The following is an 18739-nucleotide window of genomic DNA, read 5'->3' on the forward strand; positions in this document are numbered from 1 at the left end:
AGGGCGGATGACGACGGAGTCACCGACGTTCGCGGCGGTGGACCTGGGCGCCTCGAGCGGGCGGGTCGTCCTCGGACGGCTCGCCGCCGGGCGGCTGGAGACCACCGAGGTGCACCGGTTCGCCAACGGACCGGTGCCGCTGCCGGACGGGTTGCACTGGGACGCGGTCGGGTTGTTCCGGGAGGTCCTCACCGGGTTGCGCGCGGCCGGCGGGCCGGTGTCGGTCGGGGTGGATTCCTGGGCGGTCGACTACGGGTTGATCGACGGTTCGGGTTCGCTGCTGGGCGAGCCGTTCCACTACCGGGACTCGCGGACCGATGCGGTCGCGAAGTCCTTCGTGGACTCGTTCGGCGCTCCGGAGTTGTTCGCCCGCAACGGTTTGCAGTTCCTGCCGTTCAACACGATCTTCCAGCTCGCTGCGGCGAAGGGCGCGGCGCTGGAGTCGGCGGAGGCGCTGCTGCTGATCCCCGACCTGATCGGGTACTGGCTGACCGGGCAGGTGGGGGCGGAGCTGACCAACGCCTCCACCACCGGTCTGCTGGACCCGCGCACGCACGAGTGGTCGCCGGAGCTGGCGCGGGCCGCGGGCATCGACCCGTCGCTGCTGCCCGCGCTGCGCAAGCCCGGCGACGTCGTGGGCGAGCTGCTGCCGCCGGTCGCCGAAGCGACCGGTTCGACCGGGACGTCGGTGGTGGCGGTCGGCTCGCACGACACGGCCTCGGCGGTGGTCGGCGTTCCCGCGCGGACGCCGAACTTCGCCTACGTGTGCACCGGGACCTGGTCGCTGACCGGTGTCGAGCTGTCCGCGCCGGTGCTCACCGAGCAAGCCCGCCGCGCCAACTTCACCAACGAGCTCGGCGTCGACGGCACGGTCCGCTTCCTGCGCAACATCATGGGACTGTGGCTGCTCCAGGAGAGCCTGCGCACCTGGGGCCTGACCTCGGAAGACCTGCCGGGTCTGCTCGCCGAGGCGGCCCGGGCCGAACCGCTGGCGGCGGTCGTGGACGCCGAGGACACCCGGTTCCTGGCGCCCGGGGACATGCCGGCCCGCATCGCCGAGGCCTGCCGCGAAACCGATCAGCCGGTTCCGCCCACGCGCGGTGCGCTGGTGCGCTGCATCCTCGAAAGCCTCGCCCTGGCCCACCGCCGCGCCGTCCGCGAGGCCGCGCGGCTTTCCGACCGGGAGGTCGACGTCGTGCACCTCGTCGGCGGCGGGGCCCGCAACGAACTCCTCTGCCAGCTCACCGCCGACGCCCTCGGCGCCCCGGTGGTCGCCGGCCCGGTCGAGGCCACGGCGACCGGAAACCTCCTGGTGCAGGCCAGAGCCGCGGGCCACGTCGCGGACCTGGCCGAGATCCGCCGGATCATCGCCGCCTCCCACCACCTCGACCACTACACCCCGCGAGGAACCACGACCCCCTGGGACGAAGCCGAATCCCGCCTCCCCACCAGACCAACCCCCTGACCGCACCTCACACCAGAGCCCCGCACCTGCAGCCCCGCCACCCTCCCGGGTGAAGAATTTCGAATTTCGCGCGAAGTTCGAGGCTTCGGCGCAGGAGTCGAATTTCGCGCGAAATTCGAATTCGGCCCCGCTGGGTCGGGAGGGCTGGGACGGTGCGGTGGTGTCGTGCCGGGTCAGGGGTTGTCGAGGAGTGCCTTGGCGCGGGCCAGTTCGAGCTTGCCCGCGGGGGTTCTGGGGAGTTCGGGGCGGAAGGTGAGCTGGCGCGGGATCTTGTGGCCCGCGAGGGTGCGGCGGGCCCAGGCCTGGAGGTCCGCTGCGGTGAGGTCCGGGGAGGTCGTCGCGACCAGGGCGGCGACGCGTTCGCCCCAGTGGTCGTCGGGCAGGCCGAGGACGACGCAGTCGGTGACGTCCGGGTGCTCCAGCAGGACTTCCTCGACCTCGGGCGGGTGCACCTTCTCGCCACCGGTGTTGATCACGCTGGAGCCGCGCCCCAGGAACCGGATCGCACCGTCGGCTTCGAGGTGCGCCAGGTCACCGGGGATCGTGTGGCGTCGGCCGTCGATGTCGCGGAAGGTCGCGGCGGTCTTGGCGGCGTCGTCGTGGTAGCCCAGCGGCATCGGCCCGCTGTAGGCCAGCACACCGGTTTCCCCGGGTTCGACGTCCGCCCCGTCGGGCGTGATCACCCTGGTGCCGGGGACCGGGAAGAACCGCGACGGCAGGTCGTGCACCGACGAGGTCACCGCGAAGGCGAACGGCCCGCCTTCGCTGGAGGCGATCGCGTCGAACACGGTCACCTCCGCGCGTTCGTGCAGGGCCCGCTTGAGCTCGTCGCTGAAGGCCGTGCCCGAGCTGATCACCGACCGAAGCGAGCCCAGGTCGTGCGGCGCCCCGACGCCGTCCGCGCGCACCAGCTCGTCCACCAGCGGCCGGCCGACGGCGTTGCCCGCCACGATGAGCGTGCTCACCCGCTGCTCGGCGACCCGCCGCCACACGTGCTCGGCGTCGAGCCCACCCGGCCGCGTGGTCACCACCCGGCCGCCGACCAGCAGCGCACCCATCGAGTTGAACAACCCGGTGCCGTGCATCAGCGGGACGACGGGCATCGTGCGCGGCGCCTGGTCCCCGCTTTGCTCCGCGATCCGCACCGCCTCCGCGAGCGTCGCGGGAAGCTCGGGAACGCCCAACGGCCGGAAGATGGGCACCAGCAGGGAGTTCAGCAGGTCGGAGAGCCGCCAGACCACGCCCTTGGGCTTGCCGGTGGTGCCGCCGGTGTACATGAACAGCTCATCGGTCCCGGGCCGCGGCTCAGGCGGGCGCGGCGGTGTCGCCGCCAGCAGTTCGTCGAGCTCGTCGGTGCCCACGACCAGCCGCATGGGCGGCAGGTCGACGATGTTGCCGGCGAGTTCGGCGCTGAACACCAGCGCTTTCGCGTCCGCGTCGGTGAGCAGCTCGGCGAGCTCGTGGCGCGTGTAGCGGTAGTTGACGTTGACCGGGACGGCACCGAGCTTGAACGCCGCGAACACGGTCTCCAGGTAGGCCGCGCCGTTGTGCAGGTAGCAGGCGACGGCGTCCCCCGCCCGGATCCCGGCTCCGGCCATCGCACCGGCGAGCCTGGCCGCCCGCCGCTCGAACTCGGCGTAGTCGCGATCGAACCCGGGCTCGGAGATCGCGACCGCGTCGGGCATCCGCTCGGCGATCGCTTCCCACAGCGTTCCGAAGGAGACGTCCACTCCGCCGACCTCCCGCTCTGTCGCGCACCACCAGCCGAGGTTCGACCCCGAGGCCGCGCCGGGACAACGGGGATATCGCGCAGCGGAAGGTCCGGGGTTGGTAGAACTCGTGGCATGGGTGGTTGGGACGCCGGAGCGCCCGGCGTGGTGACGTTGCCGTCGGGCAAGCGGGTTCGCGGCCGCGGCCTGCGCCACCCGGTCCCCGACGGCCCGCGGCCCGAATTCGCGCTGCACCTGGTGGGCCGTCGCCCCGCGGCCGTCGAGTGGGATGCGCGGTGGGTGCGGTGGCCGGACTTCTGGCTGCCCAGCGACCGCGTCGACGCCGCCGACGCGTTCCGCGAGGCCTGGCTGCGCGCGGCCGACGAGCGCGTCGAGCTCGCCTGCGCGGGTGGGCGCGGCCGCACCGGCACGGCGCTGGCCTGCTTGGCGGTCCTCGACGGCGTCCCACCGGGCGACGCCGTCGCCTACGTCCGCGCCCACTACCACCCCAGCGCCGTCGAAACCCCCTGGCAGCGTCGCTACGTCCGCGTTTTCGGGACCTGAGGCGCGGGACTTTCGACTGGTCCGGTCGCGGCCGATGGCGACGAGACTGCGTTTGTCGGGGCTCGGTGCTCCGGCGCGGAGACCCCAGGGGGCGACGATCATGCGCATGCTCATCAGGATCAGGCCGGGTCTGCAGGCGGCCAACAGCGCCGTCGCGGACGGTTCGATGCGCACGGCGTTGCAGCGGGCGCACGAGCAGCTCAAGCCCGAGGCCTCCTACTTCCTGCCGCAGGACGGCCGGCGGACGGCCCTGTTCATCTGCGACCTCACCGATGAGTCCCAGCTGGTGTCGATGCTCGACCCGTTCTTCTCCAACCTGGACGCCGAGATCGACGTCCACCCCGTGATGAACTTCGACGACCTGCGCGCCGGGTTCGACCAGCTCGCCGGGAGCTGAGGCACCTCACCGCCTCAGCTCCCCCTCCCCTTCGGCGTCGTGGAAGTTCGGTGTCCGGTACGGGTGACGCAGTGGTACGACGGAATCGCCACTGCACCGGGACGTCGAGGTCGAAGGTGAGCAGCCGTGGATCTGACAGAGCAGCCCGTCGTCACCGAACCCACCCCTCGTGAGCTCGTGCGCCGCGCGGAGCAGCTCCGCCCGATGCTGCGCGCCCAGCAGGACGAGGCCGAAGCCCGCGGTCACTACGGCGAGGACGTGCACCAGGCGCTGCGCGACGCCGACCTCTACCGGATCCTCACGCCGAAGCGCTACGGCGGCCTGGAGCTCGACCTGTCGGCCTACGCGCGGGTGGTCGTGGAGATCTCGCGCGGGGACCCGGCGACGGGCTGGTGCTACAGCCTCGGCCACAACCACAACCTGACCACGGCCGCGCACTGGTCGGAACAGGCCCAGGACGAGGTGTTCGGCAACCCTGCCGGCTACTTCCGCTCCTCGCACAGCGTCGCGGGCAACATCGAGGCGACCCGCACCAGCGGCGGTTACCGGCTGACCGGCACCTCGCAGTACCAGTCCGGGGTGCCGTACTCGGTGTTCGTGACGGTCAACGCGGTGGTCGCGGGCAGCGAGGGACCTGACGGCCAGCCCGTGCGGATCGCGGCGATCATCCCGCGCGAGCAGGTGCGGGTGCTCGACGACTGGAAGGGGCCGGGCGTCCTCGGTCTGCGGGCCAGCGGGTCGAACTCGGTGGCGGTCGAGGACGTCTTCGTGCCGGAGCACCTGACCAGCGTCTTCGACTGGATGGACCACGACTACGACGAGCCCTCGGCCGGCAACCGGCTGCACGGCAACCCGATGTACCTCGGTCCGGTGGCGGCGTTCTTCCACCTGGCGCTGGTGACCCCGATGGTGGGCGCGGCCAAGGCGGCGCTGGACGAGTACCAGCACATCATCTCCACCCGCCCGGCGACGCTCCCGCCGTTCGAGCTGCGCTGGGAGGACCCGCACCACCAGGCCGACTTCGGGATGGCGCTGAGCATGACCGACGCGGCCGAGGGCATCGTCATCCGGGTCTGCGACCAGTACCTGGAGCACTGCCGCGACCTGGTGGAACGCGGCGAGCCGTTCACCATGGCCAAGGACGCCCGGCTCTACGGGATGATCCAAGCGCGCCGGGGAGCTGGCCAGCGAGGCGGTGGGGCTGCTGTACCGCTCGGCCGGGTCGTCGGCGGGGCGCGGTGGTCATCCGATGGAGCGCTACTTCCGGGACGTTTCGATGTACCGGGGGCACATCTCGGCCCAATACCGGTGGAGTGCGGCCAAGTTCGCGCAGATCCACTTCGGTTGGCGCAAGAGTCCGCTCTGAAGCCGCCTGGGGTTCGCCGGGACGTCATCTCCGCTCCATAGCGTCGGTTCATCCCGAAACGACCGAAATGGGTGGAGCATGACCTCGAACTCCTACCGCCCCAACCGACGCCAGGTCCTGCTGGCCGGTTCGGCGGCCATCGGCGCGGCGGCGCTGGGCACCACGGGCCTGGCGGGCGCGGCCGGCGCCGGTGCCGGACCGATCCGCGAGCCGTTCCAGCTGGGAATCGCCTCCGGCGACCCGCTGCCCGACGGTGTGGTGCTGTGGACCCGATTAGCCCCCGAGCCGCTGACCGAGGACGGTTTCGGCGGGATGCCCGACCAGATCGTGCCGGTGCAGTGGCAGGTCGCCACCGATGAGAAGTTCAGCGACGTGGTCGCCGAAGGCACCGAGCACGCCACCCGCGCGTCGGCGCACTCGGTGCACGCCGAGGTCTCGGGCCTGAAGCCGGGCGCGGAGTACTTCTACCGGTTCCGCGCCGGCGCGGAGCTCAGCCCGATCGGCCGCACCAAGACCGCCCCAGCGGTCGGCGCGAAGCTCGACAAGTTCTCGTTCGCCTTCGCCAGCTGCCAGAACTACCCGGCCGGGCACTACACCGCCTACCAGCGCATGGCCGAGGAAGACCTGGACCTGGTGGCGTTCCTCGGCGACTACATCTACGAGGGCGGCGGCACCAGCGCCATCGGGCGCACGCACGTGCCCGCGCGCGAGATCATGGACCTGGCCGACTACCGCACCCGGCTCGGCCAGTACAAGGCGGATCCGCACCTGCAGGCCGCGCACGCCGCGTTCCCGTGGGCCGTGGTCTTCGACGACCACGAGGTGGAGAACAACTGGGCGGGCGACCTCTCGCAGCCCGACACCGAACCCGACCAGGACCCGGCGGTGTTCCGCGAGCGCCGCGCGCAGGCCTTCCAGGCCTACTACGAGCACATGCCGCTGCGCCGCGCGCAGCGCCCGAGCGGACCGGACATCCGCATCCACCGGCGGTTGACCTTCGGCGACCTGGTCGACGTGCACCTGCTGGACACCCGCCAGTACCGCGACGACCAGGAGGTCCCGCCGGAGCAGGTCGACGACCCCGAGCGCACCATCCTCGGCGCCGAGCAGCGGAAGTGGCTGCTGGACAACCTCTCCGGTTCGACCGCCCGCTGGAACGTGCTGGCGCAGCAGGTGTTCTTCACCCAGCGGGACTTCACCGCGGGTGACGCCGACTCGTTCAGCAACGACGCGTGGGACAACTACCCGGCCGAGCGCAACGCGATCCGCGACCACCTGGCTACTGTGTCGAACCCGGTGGTCATCACCGGTGACGTGCACGCCAACTACGCCGCCGACATCAAGGCCGACTTCGACGCCCCGGACTCGGCGACGGTCGGCGTGGAGCTGGTGGGCACCTCGATCGCCTCCGGTGGCGACGGAACCGACCAGAACCCGAGCGATTCGGTGCAGTTGCAGGAGAACCCGCACATCAAGTTCATCAACCGCAAGCGCGGCTACGTCCGCAACACCATCACCCCCGACGCCTGGACCGCCGACTTCCGCGTCGTCGACCACGTCACCACCCCGGGGGCGCCCATCTCCGACCGCGCCACCTTCACCATCCGGTCCGGTGAGCCCGGCCTCGTCGAGGGCTGATCCCGCGGCGGCGGCGCCCCGGGGAGCAGCCGGGGTGCCGCGACCGCTCACTCGATCGCCGCGGTGGCCTGCTGGCGGAACTGCTGGACGGCTTGCTCGATCGAGATCCGGTTGAACAGCACGGCTTCGTTGACCTGCATGAGCACGTCCTGGACCTCGGGCGATCCCGGCGGCGGGATCTGCGGTGGCGGGGCCAGCGCGGGCGTGACCTCGTCGAGGAACTGGGCGGCTTGGCGGTCGGCCGGTTTGAGCTTGTCGACGATCTGGTGGCGGATGTCGGTGTTGATCGGCAGACCCCGGTCGCTGAGCTGGATCTCGGCGGCCTTGGGGCTGTTGACCAGCCAGTTGATGAAGGTCGCGGCCTCCTCCGGGTGGTCGGTGTTGGACGAGGCCGTCCACAGCATCGCCGGTTTCAGGTACATGCCCGGTTTCGGCTGCTCGCCGGGGAACCGCAGGAACCGCAGTTCGCGACCGGACAGTTCGGTGATGGCCGGCAGTTGGTTGGTCCACCACGCGCCCATCGCGCCCTTGTTGGTGGCGATCAGCGACTGGTCGACGTTGCCCGCCTGTACCTCGACGCTGCGCGAGGGTTCGGGTTCGGCCTGGGAGTCGCGGGCCTGCTGCATCATCCGGAACCAGTCGGCCAGGGTCCGGTCCGAAACGCCGAGCCCGCCGCCGGGCGCGTAGAACTCCTCGCCGCGCTGCCGGGCGAAGATGACCAGGCCCGCGTCGACGAAGCCGATGTCTTGCAGGCCGTGGACGTCGTCCGGGGTCTTGGCGGTGATCTGGGCGGCGGTGTCGATGAACTGCTGCCAGGTCCAGGTCTTGTCGTCGGGCATCGGCACCCCGGCCTGCTCGAAGATCACCGGGTCGGCGGCGATGCCGTAGGTGTTGATGCCGGACGGGATGGCGACGGTCTTGCCCTCGACCTTGCCGGTGCCCAGCACCGACGGGTCCAGCTTCGAGGTGTCCAGGGTGTGCGGGATGTGCTCGTCGAGTTCCAGCAGCGCACCCCGGTCGGCGTATTCGCGCAGGTAGTCGGCGTCGTGCTGGATGACGTCGGGCAGGTCGTTGGCCGCGGCGCCGGTGGCCAGGCGGTCCCAGTAGTCGTTCCAGCCGGTGAACTCGGGTTCGACGTCGATGTTCGGGTGTTCCTCCTCGAACTCCTCGATCATCCGCTGGGTCTGCTGGTGGCGGCTGTCGCTGCCCCACCACAGCACGCGCAGCGCCACCTTGCCGCCCTCGGCTTCACCACCGGAGCACGCGGTGACCAGCATCAACAACGACAGGGCCAGAACTCCGAGTCTTCGCGGAGCCGGGGAAACCTCGGTACGTGACGTGTCGGGCAACGAGCTCACCTCATCGTGATGTCGTTGAACTCCGGGCGATTCCGCTCTCGGCGGTAGGAAAACCAAAGGTTTGGTAAACGCTTTCTAGCGGCCTGGATCACAGCTGTCAAGGAGCAGCTCGACCCTCCACAGTGGAAACTGGAGGCGTTTGGGCCGAACAACCGGCCAACGGCCGGTGAAGACCTGCTACCAGCGGACATCGCCGGTCTTCCACGGGGCGGAAGCACCTGGGCGTTGGGTAGTGTGGTGCCGATTCAACGGCGAGCTCGTAGGACGTGAGATGACGAACGCGCGGCGGAAGCTGATCCTGGTCCGGCACGCGAAGTCGGCGCACCCGGACGGTGTCGAGGACTTCGAGCGGCCGTTGGCCGAGCGCGGCCGGCGCGACGCCCCGGCGGTGGGCCGCTGGCTGCGGGACAACGCCTACGCAATCGAGGCCGTGCGCTGCTCCCCTGCCCTGCGCACCCGGCAGACCTGGGAACTCGCCGGTGCGCACATCCCGGCCGAACCGCAGGTGAGCTTCGACGAGCGCATCTACGACGCCACCGCCCACCAGCTGCTCGCCATCGTGCGCGAGCTCCCGGTGAACGCGATGACGGCGGCGGTCGTCGGCCACAACCCGGGCCTGGAGGACCTGGTCCACCTGCTCACCGGCGAACCCGTCGAGCTCAAGACCTCAGCGGTCGCCCTGCTCAGCAGCGAACGCGCCTGGGCCGACGCCGACGAGTCCTGGACCTGCGCCTCCACCTTCGCCAAGCCCCGCGGCTGACTACGGCAGCCGGATCGCGACCACCGAGCGGCCCAGCGCGGCGACCTGGTCGGCGACCGACCGGGCCCACGGGTGCTCGTCGGCGCCGCGGCCGCCGAGGTCTACCAGGAAGCGCACTCCGTCACCGGCCCTGACCTCGTCGAACGCCGCCGACCGGGCGCCCAGCAACGCCCGGACGCGTTCGGCGGCGTCGGGGTGGACGGTGAGCACCATCCGACCCGCGGCCGAGGGCGCCGGGACCTGGTGGGGCGCGACCCGAGTGGTGGCAGCGGTCGCGGGCTCGGGACCGGTGAGGGCGGTGCGCAGGAAGCGGGCGGTGCCGTTGGTGAAGGCCCGGTAGTTCGGGTCGAAGCCGAACAGCACGACGCGCCCGGAGCCGACGTTCTCGTCGACCACGGCGGTCTTGCCCTGCAGCTCCTCGGCGCCGGACGCGAAGCCGGAGACGTACCAGTCGGGGTCCCCGGCGGCCGGGAACCGCACCGCGCTGGCCTCCGGCGGCGCCGACCACACCGCGTCGTACTCGTACATCGCCCACGCGGTGTCGCCCACGCCCTCGGCGAGCGGGCTGCCGGGCGTGGTCTCGGTGCGGATGAGCGCGCCGGGGATGTCCGAGGTGGGTTCGGCGTAGGTCGCCGAGGTCAGCCCGAGGCGGGTGGCCAGTCGCGAACCGTCGCGCAGGCCGATCAGCGTCCCGCCGCCGCGCACCCAGTCGGCCAGCGCGGCCTGCCCCAGCGGGCCCAGCGCCTGGGCTGCCTCCTCGTCGGAGCCGTTGGGGATGACCAGCGTCCGGTAGCCCTCGAGCGCGCCGTCGGCGATCTGCCGCGCGGTGAGGTCGCCGAAGTCCAAGCGCTGCTCCCCCAGCCAGTGCCGCAACCATCCGGCCGATTCGACCGAGGAGCTGTCGGTGGCCGAGATCTGGTAGACGGCCGTCCTCTCCCCGCGCGGGGCCGGTGGCGCGGGTTCGGGCTGCGGTGGCAGCGGCGCGGCCGCGGGGTGCAGGTCGGCGCCGGAGCGGCCGCCGTCGACGTTCTCCAGCAGCGGCCCGCTCCAGGCGGTGACGTCGTAGAAGTACGGGAAGGGCACGTAGCTGCTCTCGTTGAGCATGGCCTGCACCCAGTGCTTCTGGCCCTGGGCCATCGGCACCCACAGGGTTCCTGCGGGCAACGTCGTCTCGCCCTGGGGTCGCCCGTAGGGCGTGTAGTCGGGCACCGTCAGGGGCGCGGCGAGGCGGTGGACGTCGACGTCCATGCGCTGCAGGCGGCGGGCCAGGCGCTGCACGCCCTCGGCCTTGGCCGGGTCGTCGGTGCGCAGGAAGTAGTGCTTGACGGCGATGTCGGGAACCGGGTTGGTGATCTCGCCGTCCTGCCAGCGCAGCTCGTTGGGCTCCAGCTCGCCCCGCTGCCCCTGGCGCTGGGCCTCCACGTGCTCGGCTCGCCACTGCTCGCGCAGCTGGGCGTTCTGCGCCCCGGCGGTCATCAGGGTCGTCCAGATCGCGGTGTACTGCTCGCGGACGCGGTCGGCGATGGGGTCGGCGTTGTTCTTCTCGAAGGTCATGCCCGCGGCGTTGAAGCCGGTCAGCGGCACGGTGTCGCCGTACCCCATGTACATCAGGTCGTAGGAGCTGCCGTTGAAGTACGGGATCCCGAAGCGGTCGAACGAGCGCTGCATGGCCGGGCCGTAGAGGCCGTAGACCCAGTTCAGCGGCGCCTCGCCGATGTCGTGGTAGACGGGGTCTGCGTTGGGCGGGAAGAAGTAGTCGTCGCTGCCCATCTCGTGCGAGTCGACGTAGAGCTGCGGCGGGAGTTCGCGGAGCTTGTCGAGCTTGCCGTCGGTTTCGGGCTGGGTGCGGGCGAACCAGTCGCGGTTGAGGTCGAAACCCGCTGCGCTCTGGCGGGTGTCGGCCTCGTGACCGTCGGGGTTCTGCGTCGGCAGCACCACGACGATGGCGTCGTCCAAGATGGACGGTGCGGTGCAGTCGGTGCGCGCGGCGAGCTCGTAGAGCACCCGCAGCGAGACGTCGGTCCCGCTTTCCTCGTCGCCGTGGACGTTTCCGGCCACCCACAGCACCGAAGGCGTGTCGCGGACGAGCTGCTGGGCCAGCGGCTCGGGGGTCTCGGGATCGCGCAGCAGGTTCAGGTTGTGGCCGATGGCCTTCAGCGCGGCCGGGTTGGTCCACTTCGGCTGTCCGACGACGGCGTAGTCGAGCGGCCTGCCCTGGGTGGAGGTGGCGAGCTGTCCGTCGACGACGTTCGGGCTGGCGTCGGAGACGGCGTGCAGGTAGGTGTCGGCTTCGGCGGCGGTGACCTCGCGCTGCCCGAGGTCGAAGCCGAGGACGTCGCGCGCGGTGGGCACGCCGGTGTCGACGGTGGGTGGGGTGAACGCGTCGCAGGCCGGCTCGGCCTGGGCGGCGGGCGCGGCGACCAGCGGTAGGGCTGTGACCATTGCCACGGCACCGATCAAGAGCTTCCCGCGCGCGTGCGTTCTCACCACGATGGCCGCCTTTTCGGAAGAAGGTCCACACCAGCGCAGAGCAGTCGATCAGCGCGTCGATCGGGTGTCAAGGCAGGACTCGGGCTTTCAGCGCGCGGCGTTCTAGACTCCGCGCATGGTCGACATCCCTGGTGAACCGTTCTTCCGCCCCGACGGAGACCTGCTGGTCCCGGGCGAGCACGCGAGCAGCCCGTGGTCGCCGCAGATGATGCACGGCAGGCTTTTCGGCGGTCTGCTGGCCAGGTCCCTGGAGCTCGAGCACGGCGCCGAGGACTTCCAGTTCGCGCGGCTGACGGTCGACCTGTTCCGCAGCGCGACGCTCGAACCGGTCCGCGTCGAGACGCAGCGGGTCCGCGACGGCCGCCGCATCCGGGTCGCCGACGCCACCGTGTTCCAGGGCGAGAAGGCCGTCGCCCGTGCCAGCGCCGTGCTGCTGCGACGCGGCGACCAGCCCGAGGGCGAAGTTCCGACCACACCACCGTGGTCGATGCCCGGGATCGCCGAACTCGGTTCTCCCCCGGACTCCGGGGGCCGCTGGGAGCCGCCGTTCGACATCTGGATGCTCGACGAATCCGGCGCCACCGCGGACTGGTCCCATGGCGGCGCCCGCCGGGCCTGGATTCGCGACACCCACGACTTGGTCGCGGGCGAAACCATGACCCCGTTCGTGCGCACCGCCACCGCGGCCGACTTCGCCAGCCCGCTGGCCAACATGCCCAAGGGCGGCGCGCTCGGCTTCATCAACGCCGACTACACGCTCACCCTCAGCCGGATGCCGACGACCCCGGAGGTCGGCATGGAAGCCACCGGCCACCTCAGCGACACCGGGGTCGCCACGGCCTCCACGACCTTCCACGACTCCCGAGGCCCCTTCGGCTACTGCAACGTCACGGCCGTCTCCACCCCGCCCCTGTCCTGACCGCGCGCCTCAACCCCGCGTTGCTGCCGCTGACCGCGCGAACCGGGCAGGCGGCCTGACCGGATCGTGCTGATGGGTGACGGGATCGTGCCTTCTGGTGGGCGGGGTCCCGGGGACAGGATCGGGGGTGTGAATCGAGCGCTTCTCGTTGTTGATGTTCAGGAGTCCTTCCGCCGGCGACCGCTGTGGCGGGCCATTTCGAATCCCGGTATCGCCGAATCGGTGTCGCGGCTGGTCGACCACGCCCGGGCCGAAGGCGACCTCGTGGTGTGGGTGCTGCACAGCGAACCGGGCACGGGCGGGGTCTTCGACCCGGTGAACGGGCACGTGCGGCTGATGGACGGGCTCGTGCCCGGCGAAGCCGAGCCGACCGTGGTCAAGACCTCGCACAACGCCTTCACCAGCACGAACCTGGAGCAGACGCTCACGCACCGGGGCATCCGCGAGCTCGCGGTGTGCGGGATCCGGACCGAGCAGTGCTGCGAGACGACCACGCGGGTCGCTTCCGACCTCGGTCACGACGTCTCGTTCGTCACCGACGCGACGGCGACGAACCCGATCGGGCACCGGGACGCCCCGGCGGATCGGAGCCTGGAGGAACTCCTGGCCGATCCGCGAACGCTGCACCCGGCGGAGATCATCGCGCGCACCGAGTACGCGCTGGCCGGCCGGTTCGCCTCGATCCGGACGGTCGCCGAGGTGACCGGCGTAGGCTGACCGGATCGTGAGCCGTGTCGTCTTCCTGCTGCTGCCGAGATTGCACCTGCTGGACCTGGCCGGGCCGGCGCAGGTGTTCTCGACGGCTGCCGGCCTCGGGCACGATTACCAGCTGCACTACGTCTCCCAGCACGACGAGGTGGTCAGCGCGCAGGGATTGCCCGTGCGCGCTGACACCGCGTGGCCCGAGCTGACCGCCGACGACCTCGTGCTGGTCCCCGGCTCGCGAGTGCCCGAGCCGCCTCGCTGGCCCCGGCTGCACTCGGCGACCGCGCAGCAGCTGCGGGCCCACCACGAGGCGGGCGGGACGATCGCGAGCGTGTGCTCGGGCGCGGACGTCCTCGGGCAGGCCGAGCTGCTCGACGGCCGCCGCTGCACCACCCACCACGACCTGCAGGACGAGCTCGCGCGCCGCCACCCGCGCGCGTCGGTGGTGCGCGACGTCCTGTTCGTGTCCGACGGCGGGGTGGTGACCTCCGCGGGCATCGCCAGCGGCATCGACCTGGCGCTGCACCTGCTCGCCGAGGAGCACGGACCCGGCGAAGCCGCGCGCGTGGCCAGGGCGATGGTCGTCTACGCCCGCCGCAACGGCGACGATCAGCAGGCCAGCGCGATGCTGCGGCACCGGGCGCACCTCGACGACGCCGTCCACCGCGTGCAGGACGTCATCGACGCCCGCTTCACCGAACCCCTGCCGCTGGCCGAACTCGCCGCCGCTGTCGGGGTCAGCGAGCGGACCCTCACCCGTTCCTTCACCAGGGCCACCGGCCTGACACCGCTGCGCTACCAGCAGGTTCTGCGCCTGGAGCGTGCCGATCACCTGCTGGGCACGGGCGCCACCGCCGAATCCGCCGCGCGGGCGGCCGGGTTCGCCGACGCGCGGATGCTGCGGCGGATCCGCAGCCGCGGGACCTGACCCCCGCGCGATCGGACCCTTGACTCCGGACATACACAAAACCATCATCTGTATGACTGTCGCCTTGGTGATGGTGGTCCGAAGACGTACCCGCACGTGAGGAAAAGGCAGGTCAGCCGGTGCGCGAGAAACCCATCACGAACTCGGTGCACGTGGTGCAGGGCGAGCAGGTCCGGATACCCGTCGAGGTCCGCGCCGCCACCGGCATCACCGCCCAATTCCTGCTGCCCGCCGGACCCGCGCGCGACACCCTCGCCGCCGCCGGACTGGAGCCGGTGACACCGTTCCCGGGGCGGGTCGCCGCGACGCTGGGGTTCATGCACTACCTCGACTGCGACCTCGGCGAGTACCACGAGTTCCTGGTGGCGCTGATGTGCAAGCAGCCCGGGTTGCGCGGCTCGACCGGGGTGTTCATCCACTGGCTGCCGGTCGACCAGACCTTCACCTGCGAAGCCGGGCAGAACATCTGGGGCTTCCCCAAGGAGATCGCCGCCATCGACGTCAGCGCTCGCGGCAAGCGCACCCGCTGCGAGGTGCGGCTCGACGGGCGCCCGGTCGTCGCGATGGATTTCGGGCGCGGCGTTCCGGCCCCTTCGGCGATGGGCGCGATGACCCTCGACGCCTACACCCACCGCGACGGCGTGCTGCGCCGGACCCCGTGGACGATGCGCGCCCGCGGCACCCGGATGCGTCCCGGCGGTGCCCGGGTCGAGCTCGGTGATCATCCGATCAGCGACGACCTGCGGCGTCTCGGACTCCCGCGAAAAGCCCTGTTCACCAACCACATCGGCGACCTGTCGATGCGGTTCGACGACGCAACGAAGATTTCCAGCCGGTCGTGATCACGCGCACCGGAGCAGTCAACGGCGACCACTGGAGAAGTTGAACGAAGATGAGCGATGCCGATTACATCGTCGTGGGCGCGGGCAGCGCCGGATCCGTCGTGGCCAGCAGGCTCGCCGAGCGGGGTGCCAACGTGCTCCTGCTGGAGGCCGGGCGCAAGGACGACCTCCCCACCGTCACCGTCCCGGGCATGATCTCGGTGCTGCACGTCGTGCCGCAGCTGAAGAAGCAGGTGACCTGGAAGCAGTACTCGACCCCGCAGAAGCACGCCCACGAACGCGAGATCCCGATGACCCGGGGCAAGGTCCTCGGCGGGTCGAGCTCGGTCAACGGCATGCTGTTCGTGCGCGGCAACAAGGCCAACTACGATTCCTGGGCCGCCGAGGGCTGCGAGGGCTGGAGCTACCAGGACGTCTTACCCGCGTTCAAGCGCCTGGAGAACTGGGAGGGCGGCGCCAGCGAGCTGCGCGGCCAGGGCGGCCCGATCGAGGTCACGCGCCAGAAGGACGTCACCCCGGCCGCAGAGCAGTTCATGACCGCGGCGCAGGAAACGCTGGGCGTGCCGCGGATCGACGACTACAACGGCGAATCCCAGGAAGGCGTGAGCATCTTCCAGCAGAGCGCCAGCAAGGGCCGCCGCTACAGCTCCTCGCGCGGGTACCTGACCAACCGCGAGCTGCCGTCGCTGCGGGTGCGCACCCACGTGCACGTCGCGCGCGTGATCATCGAGAACGGGCGCGCCACCGGCGTGGAGGTCATCGACACTAAGAGCGGGCGGCGCGAAACCCTGCGCGCCGCTAGCGGCGTCGTGGTCTCGGCCGGTGTCGTGGGGTCGCCGCAGATCCTGATGCTCTCCGGCGTCGGGCCGGCCGGGCACCTCAAGGAGGTGGGCGTCGAGGTCAAGGCCGACCTGCCGGTGGGCCAGAACCTGCACGACCACCTCTTCGTGCCGATGACGTTCGTGACCAAGAAGGCCCTGCACCGCTCCACCGCGACCTACATGGCCTCCGGCATGCTCAAGGAAGCGCTCGGCAAGCGCGGTGAGTCCTGGCTCGGCAGAACCCTCTTCGAGACGGTCGGCTTCGTCAAGACCTCGCGGGCCAAGGGCGACGTGCCGGACATGCAGATCCACACGATCCCGTGGAGCTACCCGACCCCGAACCAGGACGAGGACAAGCTCTACCGGACCGACACGCGCCCGGCGATGACGATCTTCCCGACGCTGATCTACCCGGAGAGCCGCGGCGAGGTCCGGCTGACCTCGACCGATCCGACGGCCTCACCGCACATCGACCCCGGTTACCTCAGCGACCCGGCCGACACCGAGTTCCTCATCGAGGCGATGGGCATGATCCGGGAGGTCATGGCGAACAAGACCATCGCCGCCGACGTCACCGAGGAGCTCAGCCCCGGGCCGAAGTACTTCGAGGAGGCCGCGCTGCGCCGCGAGCTGCCGACCCGCATCCACTCCGTCTACCACCCGGTCGGCACCTGCCGGATGGGCGTGGACGAGCGGGCCGTGGTCGACCCGAAGCTGCGGGTGCGCGGCGTCGACGGCCTGTGGGTCGCCGACGCCTCGATCATGCCCAGCATCACCGGCGGCAACACCAACGCCCCCTCCTACATGATCGGCGAGATGTGCGCCTCCCTGATCTGACACCAACGCCGACCTCGCCCCTCCGGAGCACGGGAACACCTCCCGAACCCACCGCACCCTGAGCCCGCGGCACCCCGATTACCGCCGTAATCAGGCACCCGATTACCGCAGTAATCCGGGGACCGACCCGATTGCGGCGGTAATCAGGTCGCGGATTACCGCGGTAATCGGGTCACCACCTCGGGACCGGTGGGACGCCTGGGGCGGGAGAACTCCGGTCTGGAGCTGTCGTCGTCTCGTTCGGGGCGTGAGAATCGGGTCATCGCGTCGAGCGGTGACACCGGGCGTTCGCACGTCTAGCATCCGGTTCACCACGACGAAGTGACTTCACATTTCTGAAGCGAGGGTGATCCGGTTGTCGTCGCCGACCTTGGACCAGTTGGGTTTCCGCCTGCACGCCGAGGACTCCGTCCTCATCGCCCGGCAGGACATCGAGCCCGGCACCTACTCCGGCCTCAAGATCACGAACACCGTGCCGCGCGGGCACAAGGTCGCCACGGCCGACATCGCCGAGGGCGCGGCGGTGCGCAAGTACGGGCAGATCATCGGCTTCGCCTCCCGCGACATCGCAGCCGGCGAGCACGTGCACACCCACAACGTCGCCTACCAGGAGTTCCAGCGCGAACACGCCTTCGGCGCCGACGTCACGCCCACCGAGTACGTCCCCGAGGAGCAGCGCGCGACCTTCCAGGGCTTCGTGCGGCCGGACGGCCGCGTCGGCACCCGCAACTACCTGGCGGTGCTGACCTCGGTGAACTGCTCGGCGACGGCGGCGAAGATGATCGCCCGCCGGGTCGAGGCCTCCGGCATCCTCGACGACTACCCCAACGTCGACGGCATCTGCCCGCTCACCCACACCCTCGGCTGCGGGCACAGCGGCCGCGGCAACGAGGGCTTCGAGGTGCTGCGCCGAGCGCTGCAGGGCTACGCCGGCCACCCCAACATCGCCGGGCTGCTGGTGCTGGGTCTGGGCTGCGAGGTCAACCAGGTCAGGGCGCTGACCGAGGACCTGAAGCTGCCGGACGGCACGCCGGTGCACGCGATGACGATCCAGGAGTTCGGCGGCACGAAGAAGACCGTCGCCGAAGGCGTCCGGCGCATCGAGGAGATGCTGCCGCTGGCCAACGCGCACGAGCGGGAGACCGTCGGCGCGGACAAGCTCGTCCTGGCGATGGAGTGCGGCGGGTCCGACGCCTACTCCGGCATCACCGCCAACCCGGCGCTGGGCGCGGCGGCCGACCTGCTGATCCGCCACGGCGGCACGGCGGTGTTCGGCGAGACCACCGAGATCTACGGCGCCGAGCACCTGCTGACCCGACGCGCGGTCAGCCGCGAGGTCGGCGAGAAGCTGGTGGACCGGATCAGCTGGTGGGAGAAGCACGTCCAGGCCGACGGCAGCTCGATCAACAACAACCCCTCGCCGGGCAACAAGGCGGGCGGGCTGACCACGATCCTGGAGAAGTCGCTGGGCGCGGCGGCCAAGGGCGGCACCACCAACCTCGTGGACGTGCTGCAGTACGCCGAGCCGATCACCGATCGCGGGCTGATGTTCATGGACACCCCGGGCTACGACCCGGTCAACGCGACCGGCCTCATCGCGGGTGGTGCGCAGCTGCTGTGCTTCACCACCGGCCGGGGTTCGGCGTTCGGCTGCAAGCCGGCGCCGAGCATCAAGCTCGCCACCAACACGCCGCTGTACGAGCGGATGACCGACGACATGGACATCAACTGCGGTGTCATCGCCGACGGCGAGATGACGGTGGCCGAGATGGGCGAGCAGATCTTCCAGCACATCCTGCGCGTCGCCTCCGGCGAGGAGACCAAGAGCGAAGAACTCGGCTACGGCGAAGAAGAATTCGTCCCGTGGCACCTGTCCACTGTGCTCTGAGACGAGCGAAGGGCGGTTCCGCTTCCCCAAGCTCAGCGGAACCGCCCTCCTT

The 18739-nt window shown here is 70.7% G+C and carries 15 protein-coding genes; 12 read left to right on the forward strand and 3 right to left on the reverse strand.

Annotated features, from left to right (window positions below):
- Window positions 1-7 precede the first annotated feature (7 nt).
- The gene (locus R4I43_RS23585; RefSeq protein ID WP_324267867.1) at window positions 8-1465 is read left to right on the forward strand and encodes a rhamnulokinase; all 1458 of its coding nucleotides are present in this window, start codon (window positions 8-10) and stop codon (window positions 1463-1465) included.
- Window positions 1466-1638: 173 nt separating this feature from the next.
- Here R4I43_RS23585 and R4I43_RS23590 read toward each other — a convergent pair whose 3' ends face one another.
- Entirely contained in the window at window positions 1639-3195 is a 1557-nt protein-coding gene (locus tag R4I43_RS23590; RefSeq protein WP_324267868.1) for an AMP-binding protein, read from the reverse strand.
- Between the two features lie 114 nt (window positions 3196-3309).
- Between R4I43_RS23590 and R4I43_RS23595 the strand changes: the two genes are divergently transcribed.
- The 4 genes from R4I43_RS23595 to R4I43_RS23610 all read left to right on the forward strand — a co-directional run bounded on the left by R4I43_RS23595 (window position 3310) and on the right by R4I43_RS23610 (window position 7139).
- Complete coding sequence (locus R4I43_RS23595; RefSeq protein WP_324267869.1) at window positions 3310-3738, forward strand: protein-tyrosine phosphatase family protein; 429 nt, start codon at window positions 3310-3312, stop codon at window positions 3736-3738.
- Between the two features lie 106 nt (window positions 3739-3844).
- Entirely contained in the window at window positions 3845-4135 is a 291-nt protein-coding gene (locus tag R4I43_RS23600; RefSeq protein ID WP_324267870.1) for a hypothetical protein, read from the forward strand.
- 126 nt (window positions 4136-4261) lie between these two features.
- On the forward strand, window positions 4262-5542 hold the full coding sequence (locus R4I43_RS23605; RefSeq protein WP_324267871.1) for an acyl-CoA dehydrogenase family protein: 1281 nt from the start codon (window positions 4262-4264) through the stop codon (window positions 5540-5542).
- A 37-nt stretch (window positions 5543-5579) separates the two neighbouring features.
- Entirely contained in the window at window positions 5580-7139 is a 1560-nt protein-coding gene (locus R4I43_RS23610) for an alkaline phosphatase D family protein (protein WP_324267872.1), read from the forward strand.
- Window positions 7140-7186: 47 nt separating this feature from the next.
- Here the strand turns inward: R4I43_RS23610 and R4I43_RS23615 are convergent, their stop codons facing one another.
- The gene (locus R4I43_RS23615) at window positions 7187-8488 is read right to left on the reverse strand and encodes an ABC transporter substrate-binding protein (RefSeq protein WP_324267873.1); all 1302 of its coding nucleotides are present in this window, start codon (window positions 8486-8488) and stop codon (window positions 7187-7189) included.
- Between the two features lie 280 nt (window positions 8489-8768).
- On the opposite strand from R4I43_RS23615, the gene R4I43_RS23620 reads away from it, so the two are divergent.
- Window positions 8769-9257: a SixA phosphatase family protein gene (locus tag R4I43_RS23620; protein ID WP_324267874.1), complete on the forward strand. Its 489-nt coding sequence runs from the start codon at window positions 8769-8771 to the stop codon at window positions 9255-9257.
- Here R4I43_RS23620 and R4I43_RS23625 read toward each other — a convergent pair whose 3' ends face one another.
- Entirely contained in the window at window positions 9258-11699 is a 2442-nt protein-coding gene (locus R4I43_RS23625) for a M14 family zinc carboxypeptidase (protein WP_324267941.1), read from the reverse strand.
- Window positions 11700-11862: 163 nt separating this feature from the next.
- On the opposite strand from R4I43_RS23625, the gene R4I43_RS23630 reads away from it, so the two are divergent.
- The 6 genes from R4I43_RS23630 (at window position 11863) to R4I43_RS23655 (ending at window position 18687) form a co-directional block, all read left to right on the forward strand.
- Complete coding sequence (locus R4I43_RS23630) at window positions 11863-12666, forward strand: acyl-CoA thioesterase domain-containing protein (RefSeq protein ID WP_324267875.1); 804 nt, start codon at window positions 11863-11865, stop codon at window positions 12664-12666.
- Window positions 12667-12795: 129 nt separating this feature from the next.
- Window positions 12796-13383, forward strand: a complete 588-nt coding sequence (locus R4I43_RS23635; RefSeq protein WP_324267876.1) for an isochorismatase family protein — start codon at window positions 12796-12798, stop codon at window positions 13381-13383.
- 7 nt (window positions 13384-13390) lie between these two features.
- On the forward strand, window positions 13391-14299 hold the full coding sequence (locus R4I43_RS23640; protein WP_324267877.1) for a GlxA family transcriptional regulator: 909 nt from the start codon (window positions 13391-13393) through the stop codon (window positions 14297-14299).
- A 119-nt stretch (window positions 14300-14418) separates the two neighbouring features.
- Entirely contained in the window at window positions 14419-15141 is a 723-nt protein-coding gene (locus R4I43_RS23645) for an acetoacetate decarboxylase family protein (protein WP_324267878.1), read from the forward strand.
- 50 nt (window positions 15142-15191) lie between these two features.
- Entirely contained in the window at window positions 15192-16799 is a 1608-nt protein-coding gene (locus tag R4I43_RS23650) for a GMC family oxidoreductase (protein ID WP_324267879.1), read from the forward strand.
- A gap of 355 nt (window positions 16800-17154) precedes the next feature.
- Window positions 17155-18687, forward strand: coding sequence for a UxaA family hydrolase (locus R4I43_RS23655; protein ID WP_407691301.1), 1533 nt, complete (start codon window positions 17155-17157; stop codon window positions 18685-18687).
- The last annotated feature ends 52 nt before the right edge of the window (window positions 18688-18739 follow it).

It is taken from the genome of Saccharopolyspora mangrovi (assembly GCF_035320975.1).
Classification (GTDB): domain Bacteria; phylum Actinomycetota; class Actinomycetes; order Mycobacteriales; family Pseudonocardiaceae; genus Saccharopolyspora; species Saccharopolyspora mangrovi.